Origin of the sequence: Pseudomonas sp. CFBP 8758 (assembly GCF_014841725.1) — a bacterium.
GTDB lineage: Bacteria > Pseudomonadota > Gammaproteobacteria > Pseudomonadales > Pseudomonadaceae > Aquipseudomonas > Aquipseudomonas baltica.
In genome coordinates this window covers 412,576-424,763 of the sequence record NZ_JACYUK010000006.1, presented here as the reverse complement: position 1 = coordinate 424,763, position 12,188 = coordinate 412,576, and the positions used below count along the sequence as shown (strand labels likewise).

Genomic DNA, 12,188 nt, shown 5'->3' with positions numbered 1-12,188 from the left:
CGATGGTAGTGTGGGGTTTCCCCATGTGAGAGTAGGTCATCGTCAAGATTCAATTCCGAAACCCCTATCTGCGCGAGCAGGTAGGGGTTTTGTCTATGCGCTCGAAAGAACTGGCAAGCCAAAAAAAACCACCCGGTCGGGTGGTTTTTTTTATCGTGCATATCAGTCGCCGGTGTACTCGCAGCCACTGGTGCAGGTTTCGTGGATGCGGATCTTGGAGAGCTCGGGTAACAGCGGCTTGAGCTCGTGCCAGATCCATTTCGCCAGGACCTCGCTGGTTGGATTTTCGAGGCCAGGGATGTCGTTGAGATAGTTATGATCAAGGCGCTCGTAAAGCGGCTTGAATATCGACTTGATCTCGGAGAAGTCACGGATCCAGCCGGTATGAGGATCAACGTCGCCTTTCAAATAGACGGCGACCTTGAAGGAATGGCCATGCAAGCGACCGCATTTATGCCCCTCGGGTACATGAGGAAGCCGATGGGCAGACTCGAAAGTGAATTCCTTGAAAATTTCCACGTTTGTTCCAATGTGTTGATGGGGCAGTGCTGCAGTTTATCAGGTGTCCAAGCTGCACGGTAAGTGGGCTTGGGCAGATGGGGCCGGCATCGATCCAGCAAGATTGCGCACGGGCAATACAGCGCTGACATCATCGACAAGCTAGCGTTGTGCCATTAAGTTTGAGTTAAGTCACCTTCGGTATTGTGTCTTTCGTAAACCCCATATACCTCACACATACCGAAGGTGAACCAAATGAAAACTCTGACTGCTCTGCTGCTCGCTTCTTCCCTGAGTTTCGTGGCCATCAGTGCCCAGGCCAAAGATCTCGGACCTGACGAGGCGCTTCGCCTGCGTGATGCTGGTACCATCCAGTCCTTCGAAAAGCTCAATGCCGCAGCATTGGCCAAGCATCCAGGCGGTACCATCCACGAGACCGAGCTGGAAGAGGAATACGGCAAATACATCTATCAAGTCGAGCTGCGCGACAATAAAGGCGTCGAGTGGGATGTGGAACTTGATGCAACCACCGGCCAAGTGCTCAAAGACCATCAGGACACCTAATGAACATATCGCCAGCGGGTCGCGCAATGATGGTCGGGCTGCTGGCGTGCTGCTCATTGGCGGTGGCTCGCGATCTGGACCAGGATGAAGCGCTGCGACTCAGACAGGAAGGTGTAATCCTTCCTCTTGAACAATTGCTCGGTCAGGCCATGGCGCGTTACCCAGGGGCACGTCTGCTGGAAGCCGAGCTTGAAGAGAAGCAACAGAAGCTGGTGTATGAGGTCGAGTTGCTGACCACGGCAGGTGTCGTTCGCGAGATAAAGCTGGATGCGGCCACAGGCGATTTGCTCAAAGACGAGGAAGATGACTGATGCGCTTGCTGTTGGTGGAAGACAACGTCCCCCTGGCCGATGAGCTGAGCGCCAGCCTCAGTCGCCAGGGATACGCTGTGGATTGGCTGGCGGACGGTCGAGATGCGGTGTATCAGGGTCAGACCGAGCCGTATGATCTGATCATCCTCGATCTTGGACTGCCTGGCCTGCCTGGGCTGGAGGTGCTGGCCCAATGGCGAGCGGCAAACCTCTCTACCCCCGTGCTGATTTTGACCGCGAGGGGATCATGGGCGGAGCGGATCGAAGGCTTGAAAGCGGGGGCCGACGATTACCTGACCAAGCCCTTCCACCCTGAGGAGCTGCAGTTGCGTGCCCAGGCACTGGTGCGCCGCGCCCGTGGCTTGTCCAACATGCCGCGCCTGGAAGCGTCCGGTCTGCACCTGGATGAGGGTCGCCAGTGCGTGCAGCAGGCCGGGGTCGATATTCAGCTGACGGCTGCCGAGTTTCGCCTGCTGCGCTACTTCATGCTGCATCCGGAGCAGATTCTTTCCAAAGGCCATCTGGCCGAGCACTTGTATGACGGCGAGACTGAGCGCGATTCCAATGTGCTGGAAGTTCACGTCAACCATCTGCGGCGCAAACTGGGTCGCAGTGTGATCGAAACCCGCCGAGGGCAGGGCTACCGCTTCGCTGGAGTCGTGCAGTGAGATCGATCCAGGCGCGATTGAGCGTCGGGTTGATCAGTGTTCTGGTGATCGTGGGCCTGGTCCTCGCTCAATTGAGCCTGTGGTTGTTCGAGATGGGCCTGCAGCGCTATCTCGAAGCCGGATTACGCAACGAAAGCGAGAACCTTCTGGTAGCGATGCAGCGTGGGCCGCAAGGTCTGCAGTTGGATCAGCACCGTATTTCTCCCGCCTACGAACGGCCGTTCTCGGGGCACTACTTCCGCATAGACTTTCCCGATGGGCATTGGCGCTCGCGTTCGCTATGGGATCTCGAGCTGCCCGTACCGGATCAGTCAGGGCTGTATTCGGGTTTGAAGCTGGGCCCGGAGGGTCAGTTGCTGCTGGTGTTGCGTGCCGATTACCGTCGGCTCGGGCAGCCACTGTCGATCATCGTCGCCCAGGACTACACGCCGGTACGCACCAGTTTTCAGCGGGTACGCCAGATTGGCCTGGGCATGGGCCTCGCTGCGTTGATTGCGGTACTTGTGCTGCAGCGCATCACGGTCACGCGTTCGCTCAAGCCACTGGAGCGCACGCGCGAACAGATCGCGCAATTGCAGCTCGGTCAGCGCTCGCAGCTGGACAGTGCAGTACCGGTGGAACTCGAGCCGCTGGTCGCGCAGATCAACCACCTGTTGTTGCACACCGAGGACAGCCTCAAGCGCTCGCGCAACGCGCTGGGCAATCTGGGGCACGCGCTGAAGACGCCGATGGCCGTGCTGCTGAGCCTGGCCAGCAGTGAACGGCTGCGGGACCAGCCGGAAGTCAGCCGCCTGCTGCGTGAGCAGTTGGAGCACATCCAGCTGCGGCTCAGCCGTGAACTCAACCGCGCGCGCCTGGCCGGCGACGCGCTGCCGGGTGTCCAGTTCGATTGCGCTGGCGAGATTCCAGGTCTGTTTGCCACGCTGGAAATGATCCATGGCGGCCATTTGAGCCTGAGTTACGAGGTGGCTGCGGATGTTCGCTTGCCGTGGGATCGGGAGGACGTGCTGGAACTGCTCGGCAACCTGCTCGACAACGCTTGCAAGTGGGCTGACGCGCAGGTCTGCCTGACGATCGTCGAGCACGAGCATGGGTATAGCGTCTGGGTGGACGATGACGGTCCGGGTATCCCCGAGGATGCGCGCCAGGCGGTGTTGGATCGCGGTTCTCGGCTTGATGAGCAGGTCGACGGTCACGGCCTGGGTCTGGGGATCGTACGGGACATCGTCGAAAGCTGGTCTGCTCGCCTGAGCCTGTCGGAAAGCCCCTTGGGTGGGTTGCGCGTCACTATCGAAATGGATAAACGCGTCTGACGCGGATTTATCTTGGCGATGACTAAACTCGCGCGCAGCTGGGAGGACTAAGTCACAGAGCCGAATGACGGCTCTGTAGCTTATCGACATGGATCGAACATGAACGAAACCAACCTGCAAAACAAAACGCTGTTGTTACTGTTGATCCTGGTCACCATCGCTTTCATCTGGATTCTTCTGCCTTACTACGGCGCGGTCTTCTGGGCAGTGATTCTGGGTATCGTATTTGCACCGTTGCAGCGACTGGTCATGAGGAAGTTGAATCGGCGTCGCAACGTCAGTTCGTTGATAACCCTCACCATCACATTGATCATCGCCATCCTGCCGGTGATCATCATCAGTGCCTTGCTGGTTCAGGAAGGTGCAGTGCTGTACAAGAACATCGAGAACGGCCAGCTCGACGTGGCGGGTTATATCGATCAGTTCAAGCAACTGCTTCCGGCTTCCGGGCAACAGCTGCTTGATCGCATGGGCATGGGCAACCTGGAGGGTCTGCGCGACAAGGTCGCCAAAGGTGCGATGCAGGGCAGCCAGTATTTCGCGACGCAGGCCTTCAGCTTCGGCCAGGGTACGCTGGATTTCGTGATCAGCTTCGGCATCATGTTGTACCTGCTGTTCTTCTTCCTGCGTGACGGCCCGGAACTGTCACGCAAGATCCGCACGGCTATCCCGTTGGCCGAGCAGCAGAAGCGCCGTTTGCAGCTCAAGTTCAACCGTGTGGTTCGCGCCACGGTGAAAGGCAATCTGCTGGTTGCGGTCACCCAGGGTGCCCTCGGCGGGATGATCTTCTGGTTCCTGGACATTCCCAGCGCATTGCTGTGGGCGGTGCTCATGGCGTTCCTGTCGCTGTTGCCTGCCGTCGGAGCCGGTATCGTCTGGGCGCCGGTGGCCGCCTACTTCCTGTTGAGCGGCTACATCTGGCAGGGGGTCACGCTTACGCTGTTCGGCATTCTGGTCATCGGCATGGTCGACAACGTGCTGCGCCCATTGCTGGTGGGCAAGGACACCAAGATGCCGGACTATCTGATCCTGGTCTCGACGCTGGGCGGCCTGGCAGTCTTCGGGCTCAACGGTTTCGTGATCGGTCCGTTGATTGCAGCGCTGTTCATGTCCAGCTGGGGGATCTTCGTCAGTACCAAGCGCCAGGTGCGTCTGCCCCAGGACCGCACCTGACATCTGCACTGTCCGACTCCCTTGGTCAGCCCGAGGGAGTCGGCGCTTGAGAGCAGGGGCCTGCTTGGTTACCATCGGCGCTTTTTCAGAGCGGTCCGCATGCCCCAGCCCATTCCTCTCAAAGATCATGGCAAGGAACAAGGTCTGGTCAACCGTCGGTTGATCGCTTGCGCCTTGCTGGTGCTGGCCTTGAGCATCGCCCTGGTCGGGCGTCTGTACTTCCTGCAGGTCATCGAGTTCACCTACAACTCCACAGTGTCCGAGAACAACCGGGTGCATGTGCTGCCCATCCCGCCCGAACGCGGTGTGATCTACGATCGCAATGGCGTGGTCTTGGCCGACAATCGACCTAGCTTCAACCTGACTCTCACACGCGAGCGCGCGGGCAATACTACGCAGGTGCTCGATGAAGTGGCCAAGGTGCTGGAACTGGGCGATGAAGCGCGCAAACAGTTCGACAAGGATTTGAAGCGTGTGCGCCATCCGTTCGAACCGGTCACCTTGATGTACGAGTTGAGCGAGAACCAGATTGCGCGGGTTGCGGTGAATCAATTCCTGCTGCCGGGCGTCGATGTGGAACCTCAGTTCGTGCGTGAATACCCGCGCAAGGAGCACTTTGCTCATTCTGTGGGGTACGTGGGGCGGATCAACGAGAAAGAGTCCAAGACGCTGGATCAGACGCAGTACCGCGGCACCCAGTCGGTCGGCAAGACCGGTGTGGAACGCTTCTACGAGACCCAGCTGCATGGCCAGGTGGGTTACGAGGAAGTCGAGACCAATGCCCAGGGGCGCGTCATGCGGGTGCTCAACCACCATGACCCGGTGCCGGGCAAGAACATCGTGCTCAGCCTCGACGTGCATCTGCAGGAAGCCGCCGAGAAGGCGTTGGGCGACCGCCGCGGGGCGGTGGTGTGCATCGACCCGGAAACCGGCGATGTGCTGGCCATGGTCAGCAAGCCGAGCTTCGACCCCAATCTGTTCGTGACCGGTATCAGCTTCAAGGAGTACGCGGCGTTGCGCGATTCCATCGACCGGCCGTTGTTCAATCGAGTGCTCAGGGGTTTGTACGCGCCCGGCTCGACGATCAAGCCGGAAGTTGCCATCGCCGGCCTCGATAGCGGTGCGGTCACGCCGCAGACACGTGTGTTCGATCCTGGCTACTACGAGCTGCCCAACTACGACCACAAGTACCGCAACTGGAACCGCAGTGGTGATGGCTGGGTGGACATGGACGCGGCCATCATGCGCTCCAATGACACCTACTTCTACGATCTGGCACACAAGCTGGGCGTGGACCGCATGCACGATTACATGACCCGCTTCGGCCTGGGCCAGAAGGTCTCGCTGGACATGTTCGAGGAAGCGCCGGGGCTGATGCCGTCCCAGCAATGGAAGCGTGCCACGCGGCGTCAGGCATGGTTCCCCGGCGAGACCTTGATCCTCGGCATTGGCCAGGGCTACATGCAGGTCACTCCGTTGCAGTTGGCCCAGGCCACCACGCTGATCGCCAGCAAGGGCGTGTGGCGTCGACCGCACCTGGCCGAGACGGTGGGCGGCCAGGTACCGGTGGACGACAACCCGATCCCCAATATCGTGCTGCGCGACAACCGCGAGTGGGATCAGGTCAACCACGGCATGCAGCTGGTCATGCACGATCCGCGCGGGATTGCCCGTCAGGCGGCGGCCGGGGCGCAGTATCGCATCGCCGGCAAGTCGGGTACGGCGCAAGTGGTTGCGATCAAGCAGGGCGAACGCTACAACCGGCTGAAAACGCTCGAGCGCAACCGCGACAACGCCTTGTTCGTGGGATTCGCGCCGGCCGACCGGCCAAAGATCGTGGTGGCAGTGATGATCGAGAACGGTGAAGCAGGCGGGCGTGTGGCCGGTCCCGTCGTGCGCGAGATCATGGATGCCTGGCTACTGGACAGCGAAGGTCACCTGAAGCCCAAGTACGCGGCGCCGGCCAAGGCGCCCGCGGACCCCAAGGTCTGACCGTTTCAGCAGAGGAAACCACCGTCCACGTTCAGCGCTGTACCCGTGGTGTAGCTGGCAGCCGAGCTGGCCAGGTACAGCACGGCCCCGGCCATTTCCTCCGGCTGGGCGACACGCTTGAGCGGGATCTGCGCCAGGGCCGTCTTGAGGATGGCCTGGTTCTCGACCAGGGCTGATGCGAAGCGGGTGTCGGTCAGCCCCGGCAGCAGGGCATTGCAGCGGATGTCGAAGCCGGCGCACTCCTTGGCGAAGGCCTTGGTCATGTTGACCACCGCAGCCTTGGTCATGGAGTAGACGCCCTGGAAGATACCGGGCGACACGCCATTGATGGACGCCACGTTGATGATGCTGCCACCGCCGTGTTCGCGCATCAATTTCCCGGCCTCCACCGACATGAAGAAATAGCCGCGGATATTGACGTCCACGGTTTTCTGGAAGGCGCCCAGATCGACGTCCAGCACACTGCCGAACTGAGGGTTGGTGGCGGCGTTGTTGACCAGAATGTCCAGGCGTCCGAACGTTGCCCGGACAGCGGCGAACAGCGTCAGAATCTGCTCCGGTTCGCCGATGTGACAGGCCATCGCAGTGGCTCGGTCGCCACCGGCGTTGATGCTGTCGGCGACGCGCTGACAGCCTTCCAGTTTGCGACTGACGACGATGACATGGGCGCCCTGCTGTGCAAGCAAGCGGGCAATGGCTTCGCCTATCCCGCGGCTGGCGCCGGAGACCAGCGCTATCTTGCCGTCGAGGTCGAACATCGTGGTCTTGGGCATATCCGCTCCTGCCGTGGCTTAAGGATCACATGTTCGGGTAGGTAGGCCCGCCCGCGCCCTCGGGTGCCACCCAGACGATGTTCTGGGATGGATCCTTGATGTCGCACGTCTTGCAGTGCACGCAGTTCTGCGCGTTGATCTGGAAGCGCTTGGCGCCGTCCTCCTGGGTGATCACCTCATACACGCCGGCCGGGCAATAGCGTTGCGCGGGCTCATCGTACAGCGGCAGGTTCTTGCCGATGGGAATGCTCGGGTCCTTGAGCTTGAGATGGCACGGCTGTTCTTCTTCGTGGTTGGTGCCGGAGATGAACACTGAACTGAGCTTGTCGAAGCTCAGTTTGCCATCAGGCCGGGGGTATTCGATGCGCTTGCTGTCCGCTGCCAGCTTCATGCAGGCGTAGTCAGGCTTGTCGTCGTGCAGGGTGAACGGGATCTTGCCCTTGAACAGGTTCTGATCGACGAAGTTGAAGGCACCACCGACGATGGCTCCCCACTTGTGGATGGCGGCACCGAAGTTGCGGCTGGCGAACAGCTCCTCGTACAGCCAGCTGGCCTTGAAACCGGACACGTAGCCGTCGAGTACGTCACCGCCTTCCGAGCCCTTGAACAGCGCATCGGCCACCGCTTCGGCGGCGAGCATGCCGGACTTCATGGCAGTGTGGCTGCCCTTGATCTTGGAGAAGTTCATGGTGCCCAGGTCGCAGCCGATCAGGGCGCCGCCGGCGAAGACCATCTTGGGCAGCGAGTTGAAGCCGCCCTTGCAGATGGCGCGGGCGCCGTAGCTGACGCGTTTGCCGCCTTCCAGGTACTGCTTGAGAACCGGATGGTGCTTGAGGCGCTGGAACTCGTCGAAAGGCGAGAGGAACGGGTTGGCGTAGGACAGGTCGACGATGAGGCCCACCACCACCTGGTTGTTTTCCAGGTGATAGAGGAACGAGCCGCCGGTGTTCTCGGTGCCCATGATGTCCAGCGGCCAACCGGCGGTGTGGACGACCAGGCCAGGCTGATGCTTGGCGGGGTCGATGTCCCAGATTTCCTTCAGGCCAATCCCGTAATGCTGCGCGTCGGCATCGCTGTCGAGTTTGAAACGCTCGATCAGTTGCTTGCCGATATGACCCCGGCAGCCTTCGGCGAACAGGGTGTATTTGCCACGCAGTTCCATGCCAGGGGTGTATAGGCCGTCCTTGGGCTTGCCTTCGCGATCCACGCCCAGGTCACCAGTGATGATGCCGCGGACCACGCCGCTCTCGTCGATCAATGCTTCCTGCGCAGCGAACCCCGGATAGATCTCGACGCCCAGGTTTTCCGCCTGCTGAGCCAGCCAGCGGCACAGATTGCCCAGGGAGATAATGTAATTGCCCTCGTTGTGCATGGTTTGGGGCACGAAGGCATTGGGGATCTTGGAACCGCTCTCGGCGTTCTTCAGAATGAAGATATCGTCGCGCGTCACCGGCGTGTTCAGCGGTGCACCCAGGGCTTTCCAGTCCGGGAACAATTCGCTGAGAGCCCGTGGTTCGAAGACTGCACCGGAGAGGATGTGAGCACCGACCTCGGAGCCTTTCTCAACCACGCAGACGCTGATTTCCTGCCCGGCGTCGGCGGCTTTCTGCTTCAGTCGGCACGCAGCGGACAGGCCGGCAGGGCCTGCGCCGACGACGACGACGTCGAATTCCATGTATTCGCGTTCCACGGGGTCTCTCCTACTGAGGGCTCATCAGGCCTTTCTAATGGGTGAAGCTGCCGGAACGGTCATCCGGCGTGTAGCGGTAGTGCGCAACGTTGCGGGGTGTAACTCCGGCGGGCGGTACCGCTTCTGGACGGCCGCAGGCAAGGATGTGCGTGTGGGCAGTATATCTACACCACTCGGCAGGTCCAATACAAACGTTTGTTTGAATCCGCTGCAGCCCAGTAAAATCAAGGTGGCCAGGGGGCGTGACCGGTGAGTTCCGCGTATTGACCGGTCAGGGCACAGCGGTCAAGATACGGCCAGCTTCATGTTCGGTGCCGGTCCTGCGCGCAGTACCGGTTGCATCGAATCTCGACTCCGATTCAGGTCGCTCGCATGCGCCGGACGCACACACTGTCGAGTTTACACGTCATACTTGTTGAAGGCTGCCCCGTTTTGCTGGTCAAGGTCTTGAAAAATCAGGTTTTTGCCAGCACTACGCAATGCTGCAAACGTTTCAATGGTGCCCTTGCGCCCACGTCATCGTCCGGTCTGCCTGGGCGACATTCTTTTCACCGGAGAGTAACGAGGAATCCATGAAGGTTCTTGTAGCTGTCAAACGAGTGGTCGACTATAACGTCAAGGTTCGCGTCAAGGCGGACAACTCTGGCGTCGACCTTGCCAACGTCAAGATGTCGATGAACCCTTTCTGCGAAATCGCTGTTGAAGAAGCCGTGCGCCTGAAAGAGAAGGGCATCGCCAGCGAGATCGTCGTGGTCACCGTCGGTCCGGCCACCGCGCAGGAGCAATTGCGCACCGCGCTGGCCCTGGGCGCCGACCGGGCAATACTGATCGAGCACGCCGAAGAACTGAACGCACTGGCAGTAGCCAAGCTGCTCAAGGCCGTTGTCGACAAGGAACAGCCACAGTTGGTGATCCTGGGCAAACAGGCAATCGACAGCGACAACAACCAGACTGGCCAGATGCTGGCAGCGCTGAGCGGCTACGCGCAGGGTACCTTCGCCTCCAAGGTCGAAGTGGTTGGCGACAAGCTCAATGTCACGCGTGAAGTCGATGACGGGCTGCAGACCGTTGGCCTGACCCTGCCGGCTATCGTCACCACCGACCTGCGTCTGAACGAGCCGCGCTACGCCTCCCTGCCCAACATCATGAAGGCGAAGAAGAAGCCCCTCGAGTCTTTCACGCCCGAGGCACTCGGCGTATCCGTGACCTCCACCAACAAGACGCTCAAGGTCGAGGCTCCGGCGACTCGCAGTGCCGGGATCAAGGTCAAGTCGGTTGCCGAACTGGTCGAAAAACTGAAAAACGAAGCGAAGGTAATCTAATGACTATCCTGGTTATCGCCGATTATGTAACCGAAGGTCAGGTGAACACGGGTGTGGCACCTTCGACCCTGAACACCGTGGCCGCTGCGCAGAAGATCGGCGGCGAGATTCACGTACTGGTCGCCGGCGTGCAGGTCGCCAGTGTTGCCGAAGCCGCCGCCAAGATCGCCGGCGTGAGCAAGGTGCTGGTGGCGGACAACGCCGCTTATGCCCATCAGTTGCCTGAAAACGTCGCGCCGCTGATCGTCGAGCTGGCCTCCGGTTACAGCCATGTGCTGTCTGCCGCAACCGCCAACGGCAAGAACATTCTTCCACGGGTGGCCGCCCAGCTGGACGTCGACCAGATTTCCGAGATCATTTCCGTCGAGTCGCCGGACACTTTCAAGCGTCCGATCTACGCGGGCAACGCCATTGCCACCGTGCAATCGAGTGCGGCGATCAAGGTCATCACCGTGCGTGCCACCGGTTTTGACGCCGTGGCCGCCGAAGGTGGTTCGGCTGGCGTGAAAGCGGTAGGCGCGGCCCACGATACTGGCAAGTCGAGCTTCGTTGGCGAAGAGCTGGCCAAGTCCGATCGCCCCGAGCTCACCGCTGCCAAGATCGTCGTATCCGGCGGTCGTGGCATGCAGAACGGTGACAACTTCAAACACCTGTACACCCTGGCCGACAAGCTGGGCGCTGCGGTAGGTGCGTCGCGTGCAGCCGTCGACGCCGGTTTCGTGCCCAACGACATGCAGGTCGGGCAGACCGGCAAGATCGTCGCGCCGCAGCTGTACATCGCCGTGGGCATTTCCGGAGCCATCCAGCATCTGGCGGGCATGAAGGATTCCAAGGTGATCGTGGCAATCAACAAGGACGAGGAAGCACCGATCTTCCAGGTCGCTGATTACGGCCTGGTCGCGGACTTGTTCGAAGCGGTCCCCGAGCTCGAGAAGCTGGTCTGACTTAGCGGTTTCGACCGCGGTTGATTCAAGCCTGGTCGCGGTCTGTTGCCCATGGGCAGCAGACCGCGACCAGGCTTTTTTGCATGTGACAAGGTCGCACGAGGTTGAGCATGACTGGAAAAGGCGGTCTACGCCGTTTGGCGCTGTGCGTGGCTGCCGCGCTGCTGCCACTGGCGGCGCAGGGTGCAGGCAAATGTGAGCGGCTGATAGCCAGCGGCAGTCCCGACGCGCCGCCGTATCTGTGGCGGGACCCCCAGGATCCCGAGCGTCTGATCGGGGTCAACGCCGAGCTGCTGCAGCAGGTGGCGGCGCAGATCGGCGTCAAGCTCGACATCCTCTACGCAGGCAAGCGTTCGCAGGCGCTGGAAGAAGTACGCACGGGGCGAATGGACCTGCTGGTGGATGCGCCATTGGCCGTGAACGAGCTTGAGTCCCTGGATTACGTGCACCCTGCACTGGTTCCGAACGATTACCTGGTGTGGACACTGCGTTCGGCACCGCTGCAGTATCGCAGCCTCGCCGACCTGCACGGTCACGCCGGGGCGATATCGGCCAAGGCGCGACCCACGCAGGCATTCGTGACCCTGGCCGCCGAACACCTGAAACTCGCCACCACCGAGAATCTGCAGCAGGCTTTCGACCGGCTGGTGCATGGCCAGGTTGAGTATGTGATCGCCGGACGCTATTCCGGGGCAGCAATGGCTCAGGCACAGGGTGTGGGCGACAAGTTGCAGAGCAGCGAGCTGCCGGTCGACCGACCAGGGTTGTACGTGGCGCTGTCTCACGACTCCGCCTGCAACGATCCCTGGCTGCGCGGACAGCTGGCGAAAAAAATGACAGAATTGACCGCTTCAGGTATCCCGGCCGAGGTGTTCTCGCGCAATGTCGAGCGCTGGAGAGCCCAGCAATCGCCCCCGCCTGCAGCCCTTCAACAGTAGGA

The 12,188-nt window shown here is 60.7% G+C and carries 12 protein-coding genes; 9 read left to right on the top strand and 3 right to left on the bottom strand.

Annotated elements, in window-relative coordinates; translation table 11 throughout:
* Positions 1 to 162: 162 nt before the first annotated feature.
* A complete protein-coding gene (queD, locus tag IFT75_RS15990; RefSeq protein WP_122477268.1) occupies positions 163 to 519 on the bottom strand; it encodes a 6-carboxytetrahydropterin synthase QueD in 357 nt (118 codons plus the stop codon).
* Positions 520 to 753: 234 nt separating this feature from the next.
* Here queD and IFT75_RS15985 point away from each other — a divergent pair, with 234 nt between their 5' ends.
* The 6 genes from IFT75_RS15985 (at position 754) to mrdA (ending at position 6,519) form a co-directional block, all read left to right on the top strand.
* On the top strand, positions 754 to 1,062 hold the full coding sequence (locus IFT75_RS15985; RefSeq protein ID WP_122477270.1) for a PepSY domain-containing protein: 309 nt from the start codon (positions 754 to 756) through the stop codon (positions 1,060 to 1,062).
* Complete coding sequence (locus IFT75_RS15980) at positions 1,062 to 1,373, top strand: PepSY domain-containing protein (RefSeq protein WP_192055623.1); 312 nt, start codon at positions 1,062 to 1,064, stop codon at positions 1,371 to 1,373. Before IFT75_RS15985 ends, IFT75_RS15980 begins: the two co-directional genes overlap by 1 nt.
* Positions 1,373 to 2,041: a response regulator transcription factor gene (locus tag IFT75_RS15975; protein WP_122477273.1), complete on the top strand. Its 669-nt coding sequence runs from the start codon at positions 1,373 to 1,375 to the stop codon at positions 2,039 to 2,041. The genes IFT75_RS15980 and IFT75_RS15975 overlap by 1 nt, the downstream gene beginning before the upstream one ends.
* Positions 2,038 to 3,354, top strand: coding sequence for an ATP-binding protein (locus IFT75_RS15970; RefSeq protein WP_122477274.1), 1,317 nt, complete (start codon positions 2,038 to 2,040; stop codon positions 3,352 to 3,354). Before IFT75_RS15975 ends, IFT75_RS15970 begins: the two co-directional genes overlap by 4 nt.
* A gap of 99 nt (positions 3,355 to 3,453) precedes the next feature.
* Entirely contained in the window at positions 3,454 to 4,527 is a 1,074-nt protein-coding gene (locus tag IFT75_RS15965; RefSeq protein ID WP_122477276.1) for an AI-2E family transporter, read from the top strand.
* A gap of 99 nt (positions 4,528 to 4,626) precedes the next feature.
* Entirely contained in the window at positions 4,627 to 6,519 is a 1,893-nt protein-coding gene (mrdA, locus tag IFT75_RS15960; protein ID WP_192055621.1) for a penicillin-binding protein 2, read from the top strand.
* A 5-nt stretch (positions 6,520 to 6,524) separates the two neighbouring features.
* On the opposite strand, the gene IFT75_RS15955 is transcribed toward mrdA, so the two are convergent.
* Together IFT75_RS15955 and IFT75_RS15950 are read right to left on the bottom strand one after the other, a co-directional pair.
* Positions 6,525 to 7,292, bottom strand: coding sequence for an SDR family oxidoreductase (locus IFT75_RS15955; RefSeq protein WP_192055619.1), 768 nt, complete (start codon positions 7,290 to 7,292; stop codon positions 6,525 to 6,527).
* 25 nt (positions 7,293 to 7,317) lie between these two features.
* Positions 7,318 to 8,982: a 4Fe-4S dicluster domain-containing protein gene (locus IFT75_RS15950; protein ID WP_192055617.1), complete on the bottom strand. Its 1,665-nt coding sequence runs from the start codon at positions 8,980 to 8,982 to the stop codon at positions 7,318 to 7,320.
* A 572-nt stretch (positions 8,983 to 9,554) separates the two neighbouring features.
* Here IFT75_RS15950 and IFT75_RS15945 point away from each other — a divergent pair.
* The 3 genes from IFT75_RS15945 to IFT75_RS15935 all read left to right on the top strand — a co-directional run bounded on the left by IFT75_RS15945 (position 9,555) and on the right by IFT75_RS15935 (position 12,186).
* Positions 9,555 to 10,304: an electron transfer flavoprotein subunit beta/FixA family protein gene (locus tag IFT75_RS15945; protein ID WP_122477283.1), complete on the top strand. Its 750-nt coding sequence runs from the start codon at positions 9,555 to 9,557 to the stop codon at positions 10,302 to 10,304.
* The gene (locus IFT75_RS15940; protein ID WP_192055615.1) at positions 10,304 to 11,248 is read left to right on the top strand and encodes an electron transfer flavoprotein subunit alpha/FixB family protein; all 945 of its coding nucleotides are present in this window, start codon (positions 10,304 to 10,306) and stop codon (positions 11,246 to 11,248) included. Before IFT75_RS15945 ends, IFT75_RS15940 begins: the two co-directional genes overlap by 1 nt.
* A gap of 110 nt (positions 11,249 to 11,358) precedes the next feature.
* Positions 11,359 to 12,186: a substrate-binding periplasmic protein gene (locus IFT75_RS15935; protein ID WP_192055613.1), complete on the top strand. Its 828-nt coding sequence runs from the start codon at positions 11,359 to 11,361 to the stop codon at positions 12,184 to 12,186.
* The last annotated feature ends 2 nt before the right edge of the window (positions 12,187 to 12,188 follow it).